At 37.1% G+C, this 19,282-nt stretch carries 18 protein-coding genes; 3 read left to right on the forward strand and 15 right to left on the reverse strand.

The annotated features are described in order from the left end of the window. Positions 1–72: 72 nt before the first annotated feature. Genes fabD through Q2U82_RS06985 form a run of 3 tightly spaced genes read right to left on the reverse strand, consistent with a single transcriptional unit; the run spans position 73 to position 1,910 of the window. Positions 73–954 carry an ACP S-malonyltransferase gene (gene fabD / locus Q2U82_RS06975; protein ID WP_410006966.1) on the reverse strand — a complete coding sequence of 294 codons (882 nt, stop codon included), beginning with the start codon at positions 952–954 and terminating at the stop codon, positions 73–75. A gap of 36 nt (positions 955–990) precedes the next feature. Further along, complete coding sequence (locus tag Q2U82_RS06980) at positions 991–1,476, reverse strand: dihydrofolate reductase (protein ID WP_410006967.1); 486 nt, start codon at positions 1,474–1,476, stop codon at positions 991–993. Next, positions 1,473–1,910: a 2TM domain-containing protein gene (locus Q2U82_RS06985; protein WP_410006968.1), complete on the reverse strand. Its 438-nt coding sequence runs from the start codon at positions 1,908–1,910 to the stop codon at positions 1,473–1,475. Before Q2U82_RS06985 ends, Q2U82_RS06980 begins: the two co-directional genes overlap by 4 nt. 97 nt (positions 1,911–2,007) lie before the next feature. Here Q2U82_RS06985 and Q2U82_RS06990 point away from each other — a divergent pair, with 97 nt between their 5' ends. Continuing rightward, the gene (locus Q2U82_RS06990; protein ID WP_410006969.1) at positions 2,008–3,084 is read left to right on the forward strand and encodes an aminotransferase class V-fold PLP-dependent enzyme; all 1,077 of its coding nucleotides are present in this window, start codon (positions 2,008–2,010) and stop codon (positions 3,082–3,084) included. 59 nt (positions 3,085–3,143) lie between these two features. Here the strand turns inward: Q2U82_RS06990 and Q2U82_RS06995 are convergent, their stop codons facing one another. The 9 genes from Q2U82_RS06995 to Q2U82_RS07035 all read right to left on the reverse strand — a co-directional run bounded on the left by Q2U82_RS06995 (position 3,144) and on the right by Q2U82_RS07035 (position 11,682). After that, entirely contained in the window at positions 3,144–4,115 is a 972-nt protein-coding gene (locus Q2U82_RS06995; RefSeq protein WP_410006970.1) for an L-histidine N(alpha)-methyltransferase, read from the reverse strand. A 16-nt stretch (positions 4,116–4,131) separates the two neighbouring features. Then, positions 4,132–5,295, reverse strand: coding sequence for an ergothioneine biosynthesis protein EgtB (gene egtB / locus Q2U82_RS07000; protein WP_410006971.1), 1,164 nt, complete (start codon positions 5,293–5,295; stop codon positions 4,132–4,134). A 90-nt stretch (positions 5,296–5,385) separates the two neighbouring features. After that, positions 5,386–5,898 carry an energy transducer TonB gene (locus Q2U82_RS07005; protein WP_410006972.1) on the reverse strand — a complete coding sequence of 171 codons (513 nt, stop codon included), beginning with the start codon at positions 5,896–5,898 and terminating at the stop codon, positions 5,386–5,388. A gap of 1 nt (position 5,899) precedes the next feature. Further along, a complete protein-coding gene (locus Q2U82_RS07010) occupies positions 5,900–6,334 on the reverse strand; it encodes an energy transducer TonB (RefSeq protein ID WP_410006973.1) in 435 nt (144 codons plus the stop codon). 22 nt (positions 6,335–6,356) lie between these two features. Continuing rightward, the gene (locus Q2U82_RS07015) at positions 6,357–7,181 is read right to left on the reverse strand and encodes a thymidylate synthase (RefSeq protein WP_410006974.1); all 825 of its coding nucleotides are present in this window, start codon (positions 7,179–7,181) and stop codon (positions 6,357–6,359) included. 100 nt (positions 7,182–7,281) lie between these two features. Then, positions 7,282–8,994 carry a NupC/NupG family nucleoside CNT transporter gene (locus Q2U82_RS07020; RefSeq protein ID WP_410006975.1) on the reverse strand — a complete coding sequence of 571 codons (1,713 nt, stop codon included), beginning with the start codon at positions 8,992–8,994 and terminating at the stop codon, positions 7,282–7,284. Positions 8,995–9,082: 88 nt separating this feature from the next. Beyond that, positions 9,083–9,706: a bifunctional nuclease domain-containing protein gene (locus Q2U82_RS07025; protein WP_410006976.1), complete on the reverse strand. Its 624-nt coding sequence runs from the start codon at positions 9,704–9,706 to the stop codon at positions 9,083–9,085. Positions 9,707–9,861: 155 nt separating this feature from the next. Continuing rightward, positions 9,862–10,827, reverse strand: a complete 966-nt coding sequence (locus Q2U82_RS07030) for an electron transfer flavoprotein subunit alpha/FixB family protein (protein ID WP_410006977.1) — start codon at positions 10,825–10,827, stop codon at positions 9,862–9,864. Positions 10,828–10,941: 114 nt separating this feature from the next. Continuing rightward, a complete protein-coding gene (locus tag Q2U82_RS07035) occupies positions 10,942–11,682 on the reverse strand; it encodes an electron transfer flavoprotein subunit beta/FixA family protein (protein ID WP_410006978.1) in 741 nt (246 codons plus the stop codon). A 292-nt stretch (positions 11,683–11,974) separates the two neighbouring features. On the opposite strand from Q2U82_RS07035, the gene Q2U82_RS07040 reads away from it, so the two are divergent. Further along, positions 11,975–12,973, forward strand: a complete 999-nt coding sequence (locus Q2U82_RS07040; RefSeq protein ID WP_410007143.1) for a pyruvate dehydrogenase complex E1 component subunit beta — start codon at positions 11,975–11,977, stop codon at positions 12,971–12,973. Positions 12,974–13,008: 35 nt separating this feature from the next. After that, a complete protein-coding gene (locus tag Q2U82_RS07045; protein WP_410006979.1) occupies positions 13,009–15,501 on the forward strand; it encodes a DUF5686 family protein in 2,493 nt (830 codons plus the stop codon). Here the strand turns inward: Q2U82_RS07045 and lipB are convergent. Genes lipB through Q2U82_RS07060 form a run of 3 tightly spaced genes read right to left on the reverse strand, consistent with a single transcriptional unit; the run spans position 15,498 to position 19,162 of the window. Further along, a complete protein-coding gene (gene lipB, locus Q2U82_RS07050) occupies positions 15,498–16,217 on the reverse strand; it encodes a lipoyl(octanoyl) transferase LipB (protein ID WP_410006980.1) in 720 nt (239 codons plus the stop codon). The genes Q2U82_RS07045 and lipB overlap by 4 nt on opposite strands. 30 nt (positions 16,218–16,247) lie before the next feature. Then, positions 16,248–18,038, reverse strand: coding sequence for a 3-coathanger stack domain-containing protein (locus Q2U82_RS07055; protein WP_410006981.1), 1,791 nt, complete (start codon positions 18,036–18,038; stop codon positions 16,248–16,250). Positions 18,039–18,070: 32 nt separating this feature from the next. Beyond that, positions 18,071–19,162 (reverse strand): DUF3430 domain-containing protein, encoded by a 1,092-nt coding sequence (locus Q2U82_RS07060; RefSeq protein WP_410006982.1) that lies wholly within the window; start codon positions 19,160–19,162, stop codon positions 18,071–18,073. Between the last annotated feature and the right edge of the window lie 120 nt (positions 19,163–19,282).

Here is a 19,282-nt window from a genome sequence, read left to right on the forward strand (position 1 = left end):
TAATCTGATAATCCATAACCAAAAAACGCCGAAGACTATAGGTTCTTAGGCGTTTTTTTACATATAATCAAATCAAATTTCCGCTTTTTCAGTTTCTGTGGAAGCATCAATTTTCTTCACAAGCCCTTGCAAGACATTGCCTGGTCCAACCTCAATAAATTTGGTTGCTCCGTCTTTGACCATGTTTTGAACACTCTGCGTCCATTTAACTGGAGCGGTAAGTTGGAAAATAAGGTTTTCCTTTATTTCGGAAGGGTTTGTAACTGCAAATGTTGAAACATTTTGATAGATAGGGCAAGCCGGTTCGGTAAACTGGGTGGCTTCAATGGCAGCGGCCAATTCTTCCCGTGCCGGTTCCATCAATGGGCTGTGGAATGCTCCACCAACGGGCAAAATTAAAGCTCTGCGTGCGCCGGCTTCCTTCAAGCTTTCACAAGCTTTTCCTACGGCATCCACATCTCCTGAAATCACCAATTGTCCGGGACAGTTGTAATTTGCAGCCACTACAATTCCTGGTGTGTTTGCACATATTTCTTCAACTAAATGATCCTCCAAACCTAAAACAGCAGCCATTGTTGAAGGGGTCAATTCGCAAGCGTGCTGCATTGCCAAGGCGCGTTTGTACACTAATTGCAAACCATCACTGAAAGCAAGGGTTCTATTGGCAACTAAGGCCGAAATTTCTCCCAATGAATGTCCCGCAACCATATCTGGTTGGAACTTGCTGCCCATCACTTCTGCCAAGATTGTGGAGTGCAGAAAGATTGCAGGTTGGGTAACTTTGGTTTCTTTCAACTCATCGGCGGTGCCTTCAAACATTATTTTGGTGATATCAAAACCCAAAACTTCATTTGCTTGCTGAAATAGCTCTTTTGCTTTTGGGGAGTTTTCATAGAGGTCTTTGCCCATTCCAGTAAATTGAGCACCTTGGCCGGGAAATATATATGCTTTCATAATTGAATATTTTATTTAAAGAATTAAATATAAAATTTATTTACAAACCCAAGTTTCATAAGTAAAAGAATACTTGTGTCTTTCATCTTTTGTGTGTTCTGTTGTTGAGATTAATTGCCATTCATCCTTTGAAAATTTCGGAAAAAAAGTATCAGCATCATTGAAACATCCGTGAACGCGAGTAAGTTCAATTTTATCGGCCAAGGGAAGTCCCATATTGTAAATTTCACCGCCACCAATTATAAAAGGTTGTTCGTCATCTTTGGCTAATTCAAGTGCTTCTTTCATATTGTGGACTACAACTGCACCCTCTTTTGTATAGCTTTTGTTTCTTGTAATTACTATATGCGTTCTATTGGGCAAAGGTTTGGGAAATGTTTCAAAAGTCTTCCGCCCCATGATTATGTAGTGTCCGGTTGTAAGTTGTTTAAAACGCTTAAAATCGTCTGGCAAATGCCAAAGCAAATCGTTATCCTTTCCCAATTCGTTATTTTCGCCGGCTGCGGCAATCATTGTAATCATTCTACGTCGGGAGGTAAAGGATTGTTCAGTTCGTTTTTTTTTAATTCATCAGTAGGTTTTGTGGGCAGTTGCAATTCATTGTCAACTCTTTTCTGAAGTTCGGCCATTCGTTCCGCTTGACGGGCTTTCAGTTTTTCCATTTGTCGGTCTTCCCATTCCTTGTCCATAAACTTGTTCATTACAAAAACATTGAAAAGGTGCACAAGAAATATAAAAGTCCATATTAAAATGGCCCAGATGAACCAATCTTTTATAAAGAAATTATTGCCATAACCCAATAGCGGATTGATGATAATAAGAAGTACCGAGCCTACCAAAAACAATATAAAATGGCGCATCAGGTTTTTTTTCTGTTTGATGCGACGGCGGGCATATTCGTATTGTTCGCGCTGTTCGGCATCAATTCTTTCGGTTTTTTTAGTTTTTGAAAACATAGTTGGTTACTTTCGTTGAAGTTCAAGGAAATTCAAAAATTACTGATAATTTAGTAATGTAAAAATACCTAAAATTCGCCGTTTTGGCCACCCACTTATGGAAGAATTAAGAAAACACTTTCCGGCTTTAGAATCGTGTATTTATCTAAACACCGCTTCAAACGGTGTAATTCCAAAGCCTGTAATTGAATGGCGCCGCCAGCACGATCTGGATTTAATGAACCATGCCAGTGTTTTCCGCGACAAACATAAACTTCATATTGAACAGATTCGGCAAACGGTTACTGGCTTTTTTAACGCTTCCACTGATGAAACCGCATTGATTCCAAATCTATCCTTTGGAATGAATACCGTTTTGGAAGGACTTCCTAAGGGTCAAAAAATTCTACTACTTAAAAATGATTATCCGTCTATAAATTGGCCCGTTGAAACACGCGATTTTGATGTTTGCTATGCAGAAATTGATGAAAATTTAGAGCAGAATATTGAAGAAGCTGTGATTAAACACAAACCAGATGTTTTTATGTTCAGCATTGTGCAATGGCTCAGTGGCATAAGGATAGATTTCGAATTTCTTAACCAATTGAAAAGCTATCACCCAAACCTTCTTTTGATTGCGGACGGAACACAATATTTGGGAACTGAAAATTTCAGTTTCGCTGAAAACGCTATTGATGTTTTGGGCGCAAGCGCCTATAAATGGTTAACTGCCGGCTATGGCAACGGATTCATTATGGTTAAAGAATCTGCACGCGAACGTATTTTTCCAAAGACAATAGGTTTCAATTCTGCGGAACGTTTTGAAAGTGCAGCTACGGAAACCACTTTTATGAAACATTTTGAACCGGGCCACCAAGACACGTTGAATTATGGAAGCTTGGAACAAGCAATGCTGTTTCAGGAAAAGCTTGGGAAGGATTATTTATATCAAAAAATAGATTCGCTTTCAGGCAAAGCAAAAGAGAAATTTGCCAACTTGGACTTACTGAAGAATGATACGCTGCTTCGTGAAAAACATTCTTCCATTTTTAATTTGAAAGGAGATAAGGCATTATTTCAGAAGTTGAAGGAAAATGATATTATCTGCTCGCCACGTGGCGGAGGTATTCGTGTAAGCTTTCATTATTACAACACGGAAGAAGAACTAAATAAACTTGTTGGGGTTTTGAGTTGAAAATTTTGGGAAGTTTATTATTTCTTTTGTATCTATTGTCAGTTAAAAAGTAACTTGCATTACACTTTTCTGAAAACGTAATCTTTATAATATTCCTTTTTGTCAGTAAAAGAGGTTTCTATTTTTAAACCAGCTTCTTCCGCCAACCAACCAACAATCTTGTCATCATATTTCTGTGAAATTTCTGTGTGGATTGTTTCCCATTGATCAAAATTCACGGTTAGTTTTAATGCCTCTATGCTTACTTCCATTGCCTTCGTTGCAACTAAAAAACTTTTGGCAGTTCCGGTTTCTGGATCGTAAACCTCCCAATGTTTAAATTTATTTAAATCGAAATTTCCACCGAGTTCGCGATTAATTCGCGTTAAAACATTTTTATTGAAAGCTTCCGTTATTCCAGTGTCGTCATTATAGGCATTCAGGATTTTCTGAGGCTCTTTTTTTTGGTCAAAGCCCATAAAAAGTAAATCATCTGGAAGCATAGCATCTTTCAGTTTTGAAAGAAATTCGATGGCTTTTGGGTGTTTTAGGTTGCCTATATTGCTTCCTAAAACCATAATTACTTTCTTGCGTTTGTTGAAGCCTTTTAACCGTTCCAAAACCTCAAAATATTCGCCCACTTCAGCATCTACATTTAGGATGGGCATTTCTTGGGCTAAATTATTTGAGAGCAATTCCACGGCGTTTTCGCTTATGTCAATCGGTTTGTAAACGAAATTGAAATTGTTTTCCGCCATATATTTCAGCAAAACTTTCGTTTTTTTTCCGTCGCCAGCTCCCAATTCAATTAAATCCAAGCCATTTTGCCGATCCCGGAAAAGTTCGCCTATTGTTTCTGTATAAGTTGAAAGTATCTGAAATTCGCAACCTGTAAGATAGTATTCAGGCATGGCCATAATTTCTTGAAAAAGCCTATCTCCTTTTTTATCATAAAAATATTTTGACGATAAATACTTGGGATAAGCACTGAGGCCTTCAAAAACTTCTTTTTTAAAGGTTGTATTTAGTAAAGTTGCTTTAGTTGCAGTCATAGAGGGATAGTCGTAATTATTTCGCCAACCTTAATCCAGTAAATTGCCAGCGCAGATTCGTTTGAAAAAAATTGCGGTAGCTAGGTCGTGTATGTTTGGGTGAAGTAGCTACGGATCCTCCCCGAAGTACTTTTTGGTTTACCATAAATTTCCCGTTGTACTCACCAAGGGCACCGGGAGCTTTGGCATATCCGGGATATGGTAAATAAGCACTTTCGGTCCATTCCCAGCGGCTGCCCCAATTAAATTTTTCTTGTACAGCTTCCCATTCAAATTCGGTTGGTAAGCGGCATTCTTTCCATTGTGCAAAAGCAAAAGCTTCATAAAAGGAAATATGTGAAACGGGAGCTTCTAGATTTAATTTTTGAAGTCCCATTAAAGTATATTGGTGCCATTCTCCATCAATATTGTGCCAGTACATAGGCGCCGAAATATTGTTTTGCTTAACCCAATCCCAACCTTCGGCATGCCAAAGGTTGAAATCTTTATAACCGCCAGCATTTATAAATTCTAAATATTCAGAATTGGTTATTAGTTTGTTTGAAATTTTATAATCGTGAAGATATACTTTGTGTAGCCCCAACTCATTGTCATAACAGAATTCTTCAGGATTTTTATGGCCAATTTCATAAATGCCTTCCTCAATAGAAATCCATTCCTGTTGAAATTCTTGAATTGGATTTTCAACAAATGAAGTATTGTATCTTGGGAGTAAGGGATTGTTGCCTAGAATGTATTTTATATCTGTAATGAGAAGTTCCTGATGTTGTTTTTCGTGATGGATTCCTATTAAAAGAATTTCCGAAACTTCTTCTGAAATATCTTCGGAAAGAAAATCCTTCATTTCATTGGTAACATAAAGTCTGTAATCATAGACCTTTGCCACGCCAGGCCTTGAAAGGTTGCCACGGTCATTTCTAATTACACGTTTACCAACATTTTCGTAATAACTATTAAAAACAAAGGCGAAGTCTTCGTGAAATAATCGATAACCAGGTTTGTGTGGTTTCAGAATAAATTCCTCAAAAAACCAAGTGGTATGGCCCAGATGCCATTTTGGAGGGGAAACATCTACAATTGGCTGGACCACATAGTCTTCAATTTCCAATGGTTTGCAAATAGTTTCGGTATGTTGACGAGTTTCAAGGAATAAGGAGACCAATGTTTCAGTTGCAATCATAAAAAAAGTGTCGCATTTTTTTGACGACACTTTAAATATAAAAATTAAAATTGTTTAAGACTATTTAGTTTACGTTAAACAGTTGTTAAACTAGTTTTTTGACTTTCTTTTATTTCTTTTTTTATCAACCTTTTTTGGCGCTTCCACTTTGAAAATAATAGGAAGCGAATACAGCACTCCAACTTCCTTTCCTCTTTGTTTTCCAGGTTTCATTTGGGGAAGTTTACTTATAACGCGAACGGCTTCATTTTCAATTTCGGGGTAGTCTGCACGTGCCCGAACATCTACAACGTTTCCTTGTTTGTCAATTTTAAATTGTACAGCTGTTCTATATATTTTCGCAGGCAAATCCATCGCCTCAATTTTCTTCATGTCAAAATGATGGTTTACAAACTCAGAAATTTTGGATGACATACAGTTTTTCAATTCAATATTGTCATCTCCTTTACAACCTGGGTATATGGGAACATTTTCAATTGTTGCAAAAGGGACATCTGCTTTTGTCATTTCGGAGTCTGAAACTTCGCTAACTATGCCATCTTCCTGCGCAAAAGAAATTGAAGCACAGCAAATAAAACATAAGAGAATAAAATTTTTAATCATCTTACTTCCCCGTCTTAAAATTAAAAGGAACCGTGAAGCTAATAGCTCGCGGTTTGCCAGCTAACATTCCGGGTTTAGACATTTTTGGAATTGACATAATATTTCTCTTTGCTTCTTCTTGTAATTCCTTAGAGCCTCCGCTAACCTTTTTTATTTCAACCAAACCTTTTTCATTGATAATGAATTCTACAATTACTTTTCCTTGATCGTTTTTTTTGTATGCTTCGGGTGGATATCTGAAGTTTTTGATAATATGTGAAGTTAGCTTTTCGTCAAAACATTTGTCTCTTTGTGCTACATCTCCAGCCTCACAACCGGGCCAAACAGGTGGAATTTCTTTAAGGGTTACTTTGTTGGCTACAACATTTCCCCATTCTTCTTGGGCAAAAATGGTTGTTGAGAATAATATGCAAACTGCAATCAGTAGGTTTTTCATATAAGGAGTTTTGAGTTTATAATTAAATGGCAACAGCACCTTTTATGTGCGGATGTGGGTTGTAATCTATAAGTGTAAAGTCATCAAAAGTGAAGCCAAAAATATCTTTTACTTCTGGATTGAGCAACATTTTTGGCAATGAACGGGTTTCACGCGACAATTGAAGTGCTACTTGGTCAAAATGATTGCTGTAAATATGGGCATCACCAAATGTATGAACAAAATCTCCGGGCTGATACCCACAAACTTGTGCCATCATCATTGTAAACAAGGCATAAGATGCAATATTGAAAGGAACGCCGAGGAAAATATCTGCACTGCGTTGGTATAATTGGCAAGATAGTTTTCCTTCAGCCACATAAAATTGAAAGAAAGCATGGCAGGGTGGAAGCGCTGCTTTGCCATTTGCCACATTTTCAGCAAATGGTTTTGAAGTATCGGGCATTACACTTGGATTCCATGCGCTAACGAGCATGCGGCGGCTGTCTGGGTTTGTTTTAAGGGTTTGGATAATTTCTGAAATCTGATCAATTTCCTCACTGTTCCAATTTCGCCATTGGTGGCCATAAACGGGGCCTAAATCACCATTTTCATCTGCCCATTCGTTCCAAATGCGCACGCCATTGTCCTGAAGGTATTTAATATTTGTATCACCCTTCAAAAACCACAAAAGTTCATAAACTATTGATTTAAGGTGAAGTTTTTTAGTGGTGACCATTGGAAAACCTTCACTAAGGTCAAAACGCATTTGGTAACCAAAAACACTCTTGGTGCCTGTGCCTGTGCGGTCTTGTTTTTCAGTCCCGTTTTCAATTACGTGTTTTAAAAGGTCGTGGTATTGCTTCATATTCCTTCGCTTTTTTGAGTTTTCTAAAATAGAGAAATCACTTTAAGGGAACGTATGGGAATACTATATTATTTAAAAAGTTATTAACTAATAGTATCCTTTAGCCAATTATCATTCCAGCTATAGTTGCAGAAATAAGTGAGGCAATCGTTCCTCCAATCAGAGCTTTCATGCCAAATTTGGAAAGTGTTTTTCGCTGGCCCGGCGCCAAAGAACCAATCCCTCCAATTTGAATTCCGATTGATGCGAAATTCGCAAAACCACAAAGCATATACGTTGCCATAATAATGCTTTTTTCATAATTGAGATGCAGCTCGTTCTGAACGTTCTTAAGGTCCGCCAACTGAATATATCCAACAAATTCACTTGCGGCGAGTTTTATTCCTAATAATTGGCCCATCATTACCATATCTTCTTTCGCTACACCAATAAGCCACATTAATGGGGCAAAGATGGTCCCGAGAATTGCTTCCAAAGAAAGACTTTTATACCCTGAATTTGCCGCAACCCAATCATTAATGGTTGTAACATCACCAACCCAGCCAAGAATTCCATTAAACATTGCAATAAAGGCAACAAAAACTAAAAGCATGGCTCCAACATTTACTGCTAGCCGTAAACCTTCTGTAGTTCCATTGGCAATGGCATCCAAAAAGTTGGAGCCAATTTTTTCTGAAGAAACTTTTACATCTGTATTGATGGGCTCGGTCTGTGGATATAATATTTTTGAAATAACGATTGCGCCCGGAGCTGCCATTACGGAAGCTGCCAAAAGGTGTTTTGCAAACATTAATCTTAAGGCGGGATCATCACCGCCCAAAAAGCCAATATAGGCTGCAAGTACTGCTCCGGCAACCGTTGCCATACCGCCAATCATTACCAAAAGCATTTCGCTTTTGTTCATTTTTTCCAAATAGGCTTTTATGAGAAGAGGTGCTTCAGTCTGCCCCAAAAAGATGTTTCCGGCAACGCTCAAACTTTCAGCACCGGAAATGTTTAAAAGCTTGGTGAGCAACCATCCCATTCCTTTTACCACTACTTGAATAATTCCGAAGTAAAAAAGAACCGAGGTTAATGCAGAGAAAAATATAATGGTTGGTAAAACCTGAAAGGCAAAGATGAAACCGAAAGAGTTTATGTCCAGCATTCCGCCAAACAGGAACTCACTTCCGGCTCTGGTATATTCCAAAACGTTCACGAAAAGTTGGCCTACAGTTTCAAAACCGTTTTTTATGAAACTTACTTTTAAGACCCCAATAGCGATCAACAATTGAAAGGCAAGGCCAATTCCGACGGTTTTCCAGTTGATGGCCTTTCTGTTTGAACTGAAAAGAAATGCTATTACCAATAAGGAAATCATTCCCAAAATTCCGCGCCAAAAACTTTGCATTGAAAAACCTTGGCTGGGTATTATTTCTGAGGATTTTATTACGGTTTGAGGTACTGTTGCGGTTTGAACACCTGGAAGTTTAAGCTGGTATTCAAGATTATTTTCAGAAAGCGAAAGCGTGCTATCAGTAACTTGCAAAACGCGAAACCTTCTAATACTATCGTTGGGTTTGTTGAAGAAAAGAACAAGTAGGTTATTCTGAAAAATATAATCGCCGCTAGATTTAAGGCTGTCGATTGGGGCTAATTGATATTCAAAAGTTCCGTTTTCGAGTTTTAGATAATCTTTTTCTGGATTGATATCTATGATGGAAAGACCGTTTTGATCTTTTACTTCTGAAAATTGCCAGGTTTTTTCAATGCTCTGCCCAAAAGTGGTTCCGAAGAAAAGCAGCGCAATGGCTACAAATATAAATTTCTGCATAAGTTATTTAAAGTTCAACCCTTCGAGTTTAGTTTATCCTGAGCTTGCCGAAAGGCTCAGGGAGACAAATTTAAAGTTCAACGACTGACTACTGTCTTTTCGAAATTTCATCACGAACGCTTGCTGCTTTTTCGTAGTTTTCGTTTTTTACGGCTTCATCTAGCATTTTGTTCAATTCATTCAGGCTAAGCTTACTGTAATCTTCACTGGCTGGTTTGACTGATTCTTTATCTTCCCCTAAAATTAAATTTTCTATAACCGCTTCTTCCTTTTTTGAAAGCGCTTTTTTGGAGGTTGATGTTTTAAGATAAATTCCAGCTTTGTCCAGAATGTTCTTATAAGTAAAAATAGGTGCCTTAAACCGAAGTGCCAATGCAATGGCATCACTGGTTCTAGCGTCTATTATTTCTTCAATTTTATCACGTTCGCAAATAATGCTCGAATAGAAAACCCCGTCCACCAATTTGTGGATTATTACTTGTTTCACCACAATATCAAAACGATCTGCAAAATTTTTAAAAAGGTCGTGGGTTAATGGCCGTGGAGGTGTTATTTCCTTTTCCAGCGCAATGGCAATTGATTGTGCCTCAAACGCGCCAATCACTATGGGTAATTTGCGTTCGCCATCCACTTCATTCAATATAAGGGCATACGCGCCATTTTGGGTTTGGCTGTAGGATATTCCTTTTATGGTAAGTTTTACTAAACTCATTTTCAGTGATCAGTGGTCAGTTCGCAGTGTTTTTTATTCAGTGATATACAATGGGTTATAAAAATAACGAAATAATGAACAATAAAAAAAGGCTGTTTAAATTTGGATGTTTCCTTATCTAAACAGCCCTTTTCGAGGCACAAATTAATAAAAAATTATGCGTTCTGCGCTTTAAATTCTTTTAATTTTTCAGTGAGTTTTGGCACTATTTCAAAAGCATCGCCTACAATGCCATAGTCCGCAGCTTTAAAAAAAGGTGCTTCAGGATCGTTGTTGATAACTACTTTTACCTTTGAGGCATTTATACCGGCCAAATGCTGAATTGCACCAGAAATACCGATAGCAATATATAGGTTTGAAGCAACTGGTTTTCCAGTTTGTCCAACGTGCTCGCTGTGTGGTCTCCAGCCCATATCGCTTACGGGTTTTGAGCAAGCGGTGGCTGCACCCAATGTTTTTGCAAGATCTTCGATCATTCCCCAGTTTTCAGGACCTTTAAGGCCACGGCCAGCAGAAACAACTATTTCTGCATCAGCGATGGTTACTTTGTCTGTTGCTTTATCTACGGAAACAATTTCCATATCAAAGTCATGGGCATCAAGATTTGGAGAAAAAGCTTCGGCTGCGGCTGAAGTTTCATTCTCTTTCAATCCGTATGAATTTTTACCCAATCCAATAATTTTTCTATCGGTTTTAATTTCTGTTGAAGCAAATGCTTTATTGGTAAAAACGTTCGATTTCACTTTGAAAGGCGAAGTGCTTTCCGGAAGCGCAACAACGTTAGGCACATAACCGGCTTCCAAATTAACTGCCAGTGCGGGAGCTAAAAATTTACTGTTTGCGCTGGAAGTAACAACAACAACTTTTGCATCTTCATTTTTAGCTGCTTGTGCAATTACATCTGCATAAGCCTCGCCATTAAATTTGTTCAATTTATCGTTGGAAACTTGCAAAACTTTTGAAGCACCGTATTTTCCCAATTCTGAAATGTCGTTGGCGTTGATGCTAACGGCAGTAACCGAAGTTCCCATTTGGTCTGCAATTCCTTTTGCATAGGAAACTGCTTCCAAGGCTATTTTCTTAATTTTTCCTTCTTCTGATTCTGTATAAACTAATATCATTTTAATATTATTTTGAAATTAATATTCAAGATTTGGAATTATCAGTTAATTCGAAAATTCCAAATCTAAAATTCCAAATTCCAAAGTTGGAATTTGGTGCTTGAAATTTGAAATTTAAATAACCTTTGCCTCGTTGTGCAAAAGATTTACCAATTCATCTACGGTGTCAACCAATTTCACAGCGCCTTTTGGAGCTGGTTTTTCAAATGAAACTGTATTTGTTTCAGCATTTGAAGCCACTGGTTCCTTTACGTTTAATGGTTTTGTGCGGGCTTGCATAATACCGCGCATGTTTGGAATGCGAAGGTCACTTTCCTCTACCAAACCTTTTTGGCCGCCAATTACTAACGGAAGTGACGTTTTTAAAGTTTCCTTTCCACCGTCAATTTCGCGAATAGCAGTAGCTTTATCGCCTTCCACTTCAAGGCCGATGCAGGTGTTTACGAAATTTGCTCCAATAAGCTTTGCAAGCATTCCCGGAACCATTCCGCCGTTGTAGTCGATAGATTCGCGTCCGCCGATTACTAAATCATAACCACCTTCTTTTACAACATTTGCAAGTTGTTTTGCGACTGAAAAACCATCGGTTGCAGCTGTGTTTACTCGTATTGCTTCATCAGCGCCAATGGCCAAAGCTTTGCGTAAAGTTGGTTCGGTTTCTGGACCTCCAACGTTTACAACGTGAACAGTTGCACCTTGTTTTTCCTTAAACCACATGGCACGGGTAAGACCAAATTCATCATTTGGGTTGATTACAAATTGTACCCCATTGGTATCGAATTTAGTGTCTCCGTCGGTAAAATTTATTTTTGAAGTAGTGTCCGGTACGTGACTTATACAGACTAATATTTTCATCTTTGAACTGTTTTTTGGATTGTAAATTTTGTTCAGCAACCCTAGAGCTTAGGCTTTGGATTACACAGGGGCGAAGTTAAGAATATATTTCCTTATTTTGCTATGCACGCATAATAAATTTTGGTTAAAAGTGGAGAAATAATACTTAAACAGATTGGATTTATAGTATTTTTGCTGTCCCTGAAAAATTTCAGTTATTTACATTTCAATTTAAGCAGATGAAACATCCTCACTTATATTTTAAAATTAGCAGTAACATGTTATATTAGGATGTTCCATTTGACATTTGAAAATCAAATATTTTAGACAAATGAAAACACTACAATTCAGAGAAGCGGTTTGTGAAGCGATGAGCGAAGAAATGCGTCGCGACGAATCTATATACTTAATGGGCGAGGAAGTGGCCGAATACAACGGTGCTTACAAAGCCAGTAAAGGAATGCTTGACGAGTTTGGCGCAAAACGCGTTATCGATACCCCAATTTCAGAAAATGGTTTTACCGGAATAGCTATTGGTTCTGCAATGAATGGCAATAGGCCAATTGTTGAGTATATGACCTTTAACTTCTCTCTTGTTGCGATTGACCAAATTATAAACAATGCTGCCAAAATGCGCCAAATGAGCGGCGGGCAATTCAATATTCCGATTGTTTTCCGTGGGCCAACGGCTTCTGCCGGACAACTTGCGGCAACACACAGCCAGGCTTTTGAAAGTTGGTATGCAAATTGCCCAGGTTTAAAAGTTGTAGTTCCTAGTAATCCTGCTGATGCAAAAGGATTGCTTAAAAGTGCCATTCGCGATAACGATCCAGTTATTTTTATGGAAAGTGAGCAGATGTATGGCGATAAAGGCGAAGTGCCGGAAGGTGAGTATTTAATTCCACTTGGAGTAGCAGATATAAAAAGAAAAGGAAAGGACGTAACCATTGTTTCCTTCGGAAAAATTATAAAGGAAGCTTATAAGGCTGCCGAAACTCTTGCTGAAGAAGGAATTGAGTGCGAAATTATCGATTTGCGCACTGTAAGACCTCTTGATTACGAAGCGATTTTTGAATCTGTAAAGAAAACAAACCGTTTGGTGATACTTGAAGAAGCTTGGCCTTTTGGAAACGTTTCTACTGAAATAACTTACCAAGTTCAAAACCAAATTTTCGACTATTTGGATGCTCCAATTGTGAAAATTAATACTGCAGATACTCCAGCTCCATTTTCACCAAACTTATTGGAAGAGTGGTTGCCGAATAGTGAAGATGTTGTTAAGGCTGTAAAGAAAGTTCTTTATAGAGACTAATTTTATACCCTTTAAAATATCAGTCCCCTAAATTTATGAAGTACCTTCTTTTGTCTTTTTTTATTGTTATTGGTGCTTCGGTATATTCCCAAACCAAAGTTAGTGGGGTCATTAAAGACGGCTCTAATTATCCTGTAGCCTTTGCCAATGTAATTTTTAAAGATTCTCAGGAAGGAACCATTTCAGATGAAAACGGTCGTTTTTATTTGGAAAGTGACAAAACCTACAAAACAGTTCTCTTTTCATTTATAGGTTTTACTACCAAAGAGGTTGAACTCACTTCCCGTAGCACCTACAATATGGAAGTACTGCTGGAAGAAAGCGCCGATGCATTGGACGAGGTGGTTGTTTACAGTGGAAAAACCTCAAAAAAGAATAATCCGGCCATTGACATTCTTAGGAAGATTTGGGAGAATAGAAGAGAGAATGGAGTTAAAAAATTTAAACAATATCAATACGATAAATACGAAAAGCTTGAATTTGATTTAAACACTATTGATAGTTCGCTTATTAAAAGCAGGATATTCAAAGGAATGGAGTTTGTTTTTGACCAGACAGATACCTCAAGCGTTACTGGGAATACCTACCTGCCTATTTTCATAAACGAGGCCGCATCAAAAGTCTATGGCGATAATTTGCTAGGCCAAGAAAAGGAGATGTTGCTCGGTAACAAAAATTCCGGTTTTGAGAATAACCAAACACTTATAGCTTTCGTAAAAGATCTTTACAGCGAATATGATGTGTATGACAATTATTTAAAGTTTTTTGACAAAGCTTTTACAAGCCCGCTTTCCAAGACTGGAATTGATGTTTACAATTATGTGCTTCGCGACAGTGCTTATCGCGACAATAAATGGTGCTACAACATTGTTTACTACCCGCGCCGAAAAAACGAACTGACTTTTAAAGGTGATTTTTGGGTGAATGATTCTACGTGGGCCATTAAGGAAATAAACCTGCAAGCTTCCAAAAGCGCAAACCTAAACTGGGTGCGTGATGTCTATATAGAACAGGAATTTGATGTATTAAACGATTCTATTTTCCTTATTACCCGAGATTATTTTATGAGTGATTTCAGCTTTCAGAAAAAAGAAGCTGCAAAAGGTGTTTATGGCAAGCGAACCACACTTTATGATAATTATGCTTTTGACATTCCAAAAGAAAAAAAATTTTATAACCAACAGGTAGATCCATACAATTACGAAGTCTATAACAGGCCGGATGACTTTTGGGATAAAAACCGAATGGAAAAGTTGAGCAAGGATGAAAAGGGGGTCTATAAAATGTTGGACACCCTTAAAACCGTCCGGCGTTTCAAGGCTTTGTATAATATTGGTGCTACGTTGGCAAGTGGGTATTATGAAGTAAATAATTTTGATATTGGGCCTGTGTTTTCCATCTTCGGGTTCAACGAAGCCGAGGGGATGCGAATTCGCTTGGGTGGACGAACCTATTTTAGCCAAAATGACCCTTGGCGTTTGGAAGGATTTGGGGCATATGGTTTTAAAGATGATAGATTTAAATATGGAATCTCTGCAAAATGGCTTTTGGACAGAAAATCACGACTCACTGTTTTTGGCGGTAATAGGAGAGATGTAGAGCAGACGGGTGCCAGTCTTACAAATAGCACCGATGTTTTGGGGCGAAGCTTGGCTTCTTCTTCGTTGTTGTCAGTGGGGTCTAATGATAGGCTTTCGCGAATAAACCTCACCACAATAGGTTTTGATATTGAACCTTGGAAAAATTTTATTTTGCGCCTTACGGGCTCATACAGAACCTTAGAGTCTGCAACTGATACCTTCAGTATTGATTATAATGTTATGGAAGGTGGTGTTTTTACAGGTGAAGTGAAAAGCGAACTTAAACAGGCTGAAATACAACTTGGTTTTCTATATGCTCCTGGAAGAAAAACCTCTGGTTATGGCGTGGAACGAACCGTAATAAACGATGGTGACTTTCCTTCTTTCTATGCGGGTTATAGCTATGGCTTAAAAGGTGTTTTGCAGGGAGATTTTGAATATAAGAAAATACAGGCGCTATATACGCAACCTTGGAATATAGGTGGTATTGGTCGTTTGCTTTCTACAGTTGAAATGGGGACGACCATTGGGGCGGTTCCGCTAAGTTTATTGAATCCGATTCCTGGGAACCAAACTTATTTTAGTCTGTACAACAGCTTTAACCAGCTTGATTATTATGAATTTGTGAGTGATACCTATGCTACGCTCCATTTACAGCACAACTTTGGCGGGCGCATCTTTTCGCGCATACCACTAATACGCGAACTAGACTTGCGTGAAGTGGTTAGCTTTAGAGCAGTTTATGGAACAATATCACAGGAAAACAAAGATCTAAATGCTTCAAATATCGTTTACCAAGCGCCCGAAGACATCTATTGGGAATGGAGTGTGGGTGTTGGCAATATTTTCCGTGTTTTTAGATTGGACTTCAATTTCCGCGGAAATTATTTAGACAATCCTGATGCTCGAAAGTTTGGAGTTACTGGGGTTTTTGGGTTTACTTTTTAAGGATTTGCTATTTTTTCTTTTGTCAATTCAGCCTCAAAAAGAACTAGAAAATGTTTTAATAATTTTTCTTTCACTTCTTCCATGGAAATTTCAGCTTTTCCCAATTCCACATTTAAGGAAGTTACCGATTTGTCTTTGATTCCACAGGGAATCATATTGTCAAAATAGCCAAGATTGGTATTTACATTTAGGGCAAAACCGTGCATGGTCACCCAGCGACTTGCACGAACACCCAAGGCGCATATTTTTCGAGCGAAAGGTGTGCCTACATCCAACCAAACTCCTGTCTCGCCTTTGCTGCGCTCTGCTTTAAGGCCATATTCAGCTAAGGTCAGGATAATCATTTCTTCCAGTAAACGGAGGTATTTGTGTATGTCTGTGAAAAAATTTTCCAAATCCAAGATAGGGTAGCCTACAATCTGACCGGGTCCGTGATAGGTTATATCGCCTCCGCGATTTATCCTGTAGAATTTTGCATCTATAGCTTTTAGCTTCTCTTCTGAAATGAGCAAATTTTCAATATGGCCGCTTTTTCCAAGGGTATAAACGTGCGGATGCTCTACAAACAAAAGATAATTTGGGGTGGCCTGCTCCAAATTATCTTTTCTGTTTTTACTTTTTAGCTGCAGAATATTTTGAAAAAGCGACTCCTGGAAATCCCAAGTTTCTTTGTAATCTTTTAAGCCTAAATAATTAACTTCAATATACCTGTTCAAAAGATGACTTTAGTTTAACTGCAAATATACCTATTCTTTGATAAGCGTTTTCGTAGTTATTTCACCATCTTGAAAAACCACCTTTACATAATAAACTCCGGTTATAAGATTACTCAAATCAATTTCTACATTTTTTGCATCAGTCATTTTAAAAGTCCCAGAACGTTGAATAATCCCGAAAGGATTAGAAATTTCCCAGCTATACATATTTTCTTCGCTCTTCATATTTAATAAACCAGAAGTTGGGTTTGGATGTAAAATTAGAACCTTTTCTTTTTGAGAATCAAAATTCTCATTGCTTTTAGTTAAGTCATCTTCATTTATAATAGGAGGAACGGTACAGCCCTGAATAAATGCTCTAAAATCGGAGCCTGATTTTGCATTAAAGCCTGGTTTTAAAAAGACTGTAACTCCAGCATCATATGTGGCACTTCCCCCGCCGTAAACAATGTTTGTTGCAGTGATTGTATTTAAAGCTGATTGAATGTCATTTTGTCCATTCAGAACATTTTCAGTGATGGTGAGATCGTTTACGCATTGAGAGAGTTCTGGAATTAATTGCGGAAACATATATCCATTATTTGTAGAAGATGGCGCGTTAATTATCGAAATTGGGTCGGAACTAGGATTCCACACATTTGGAGAATTTATAACCCCCCAATAATTATTTTCGATGCTTATAGAATATTGTTGAGTACCAATATCATTATATATTACATAAATTTTCCCATTTTTTGCACGCTGCAAGTTAATTCTATGGTGATCATCAATTAAAGGAAATGAATATTCGTCTTGAAATGTAAGACCAGCTAATGCTTGTGTAGATATATTATACATGGCGATACCTCCTTTATTCTGTCCACCTCCTGTAGGAATAGTCGAATCTGAAATAGAAAAATAAATTATATTGCTATCTTCTGAAAATTCAGCACTACTTTTGCTTCCTAAGTAATTAGAATAATATATGTTACTAGAAGTAAAATCCAAAGGGTTTGTGACTTGTCCCGTTGAATTATTAAATTCATAAAGCATTCTATCAGCCTGCGTTGAACCTCTGCGATCTGAACACAAAATGCGTGTCCCATCTGGCGATATTTTAAGGTTTTCGTAACTTGCATCGGAAAAACTACTTATTGTCGGATTATTTATATTAATACCGTTGGAGTCAACTTTATATGCATAAAAACTATTTTGATAATTTGTTACTAACCAATAATATGATTCATCGTGGCCAAGAGCTGAAGTCATTGCTCCATGAGTGTTTGATAAAATAGTATTATTTTTCGAAATAACATTACCTAAAGTACTCGACATATCTACTTCAGCATATTGAATCCCAAAATTGTAAAATGGTCCATTGGATCCAGCATAACACTCTTTAAAACCCGTAAAAATATTTGTAAAAACGAAGTAATTAGTTATAGAGCCCACCTTTGGTAAAATTAAAGTTCCCTGATTAGTACCTGTGCCACCTCCACAATGGCCTTCAGTTTCATAAAATTGATCAAGCATTGTGTTTGTTCCAGGGGGAATTCCAGCAAGATAGTTCCCATTGCTCATCATATTACCATTTTTATCAAAAATTTTAATTCCATTTGTAAAGAAAAGTAGCTGACCAGAGCTTTTATCACTTATTGAAGCAGTGCTATATTTACTTATAAAATTATTAAGAGTAGAAAAAGAAAAGCTATTGTTCTGATCAAAGACCCATTTATTTTGACCAAACACCCAAATATCATTTTCACGTTGACTGTATATTGGCGAAAATTGAAGCGCAATAGCCATTAATGCCAATAAAATTTTATAATTAATAGTTCTCATAACATTATATTATTAGATTAATTGAAAGAGGATTATTTATTAGATTCTAATTTAGTCTCCAAATTTTTAATCCGCTTCTCTTGTTCAATTGTATATAATGTCAACTCTTCTATTTTTTGCAATAGTATACTCGTCATTTCACTTAACTTTAAACCATCTTTCTGAATTTGTTCTGCAGAAGGCACATTTGGTAAATGATGGTTTAGCCTTGTGAAATTCTCAATTTCCTTTAATCCAAACATTTTGTAATTTGGGTTTAAAGTAGATTCTCCTGTATAGTATTTTTCGAAAACATAGTCAGGGGGGACATTTAAATCGACAATAACTTCTTCCGCATGAATCTTACCCTTTACCGTTAACTTTTGATCAGGATGTGTCGTTCCAATACCAATTCTTCCTGAAACAAAAATATCTTCCTCAGCAACTATATCGTCTTGCGCAATTATGTCTCCTTCAGCAGTTATCTCACCTTGCGCAAGTATATTTCCTTCAATTACCGCATTGCCCTGTTTAACAATCAATTTACCTTCATTAAGTCTGTAACTACCGTAGTCTCCAATTACTATCCTTGAATTTAATTTAGGGAGGTGAATGAAAGAACCATTGGCATCATTACTTACTTTAAATATTTCACTATTATTCTTGTCACGTAAATTAAAGTAGGTTAAGGCATTATCACAATAAAATTGAGACCGAAAACTCCCAATGTTTGAGCTAATCGCTCCATTGCTAGAGGTATTAAAATTATAAAGGTTGCCTGATGGACCTATTTGAAATAAGCTTCCTGAAGTAAATTCCGGATTGATTTTAACAATACCAGCAAAAGTACTATTTCCATTAACATAAAATTTTTCACTTGTCATAATTGGATTACCTACTATAAGCGAAGAATTATTAAATGACATAATATTTGATGTGGTAAAACTATTCGTATAACGAAAATTTAAAATCTGTCCCCCCCCTTGAATACTCTGTTTTGTCATTTGATAACCAACACCATTTTGATGATAAAAACTTATGCTTCCGTCCGTTGCTGGGTAACTGACCAAATTTGTAAAAGTCTGAGACATTATTGAAAGATTAATTCCAAAAATTAATAACATAAAAATTGTAATTTTTTTCATAATATTTAAGAGTTAGTGTTAAACATATGCTAAATATAAAATTTTTTTTTAAAAGATCGGATAAAACACAAAATAATTCGATTAAACGCCATCTTGTTTATAATGTTAGGATGTTTTAAA

This window comes from Aequorivita nionensis, assembly GCF_046352995.1.
GTDB classification, from domain to species: domain Bacteria; phylum Bacteroidota; class Bacteroidia; order Flavobacteriales; family Flavobacteriaceae; genus Aequorivita; species Aequorivita nionensis.

Bases quoted from the DNA above. Each gene is read 5' to 3' on its own strand.
- fabD (WP_410006966.1), bottom strand. From the start codon at position 954: ATGAAAGCATATATATTTCCCGGCCAAGGTGCTCAATTTACTGGAATG.
- Q2U82_RS06980 (WP_410006967.1), bottom strand. From the start codon at position 1,476: ATGATTACAATGATTGCCGCAGCCGGCGAAAATAACGAATTGGGAAAG.
- Q2U82_RS06985 (WP_410006968.1), bottom strand. From the start codon at position 1,910: ATGTTTTCAAAAACTAAAAAAACCGAAAGAATTGATGCCGAACAGCGC.
- Q2U82_RS06990 (WP_410006969.1), top strand. From the start codon at position 2,008: ATGGAAGAATTAAGAAAACACTTTCCGGCTTTAGAATCGTGTATTTAT.
- Q2U82_RS06995 (WP_410006970.1), bottom strand. From the start codon at position 4,115: ATGACTGCAACTAAAGCAACTTTACTAAATACAACCTTTAAAAAAGAA.
- egtB (WP_410006971.1), bottom strand. From the start codon at position 5,295: ATGATTGCAACTGAAACATTGGTCTCCTTATTCCTTGAAACTCGTCAA.
- Q2U82_RS07005 (WP_410006972.1), bottom strand. From the start codon at position 5,898: ATGATTAAAAATTTTATTCTCTTATGTTTTATTTGCTGTGCTTCAATT.
- Q2U82_RS07010 (WP_410006973.1), bottom strand. From the start codon at position 6,334: ATGAAAAACCTACTGATTGCAGTTTGCATATTATTCTCAACAACCATT.
- Q2U82_RS07015 (WP_410006974.1), bottom strand. From the start codon at position 7,181: ATGAAGCAATACCACGACCTTTTAAAACACGTAATTGAAAACGGGACT.
- Q2U82_RS07020 (WP_410006975.1), bottom strand. From the start codon at position 8,994: ATGCAGAAATTTATATTTGTAGCCATTGCGCTGCTTTTCTTCGGAACC.
- Q2U82_RS07025 (WP_410006976.1), bottom strand. From the start codon at position 9,706: ATGAGTTTAGTAAAACTTACCATAAAAGGAATATCCTACAGCCAAACC.
- Q2U82_RS07030 (WP_410006977.1), bottom strand. From the start codon at position 10,827: ATGATATTAGTTTATACAGAATCAGAAGAAGGAAAAATTAAGAAAATA.
- Q2U82_RS07035 (WP_410006978.1), bottom strand. From the start codon at position 11,682: ATGAAAATATTAGTCTGTATAAGTCACGTACCGGACACTACTTCAAAA.
- Q2U82_RS07045 (WP_410006979.1), top strand. From the start codon at position 13,009: ATGAAGTACCTTCTTTTGTCTTTTTTTATTGTTATTGGTGCTTCGGTA.
- Q2U82_RS07055 (WP_410006981.1), bottom strand. From the start codon at position 18,038: ATGAGAACTATTAATTATAAAATTTTATTGGCATTAATGGCTATTGCG.
- Q2U82_RS07060 (WP_410006982.1), bottom strand. From the start codon at position 19,162: ATGAAAAAAATTACAATTTTTATGTTATTAATTTTTGGAATTAATCTT.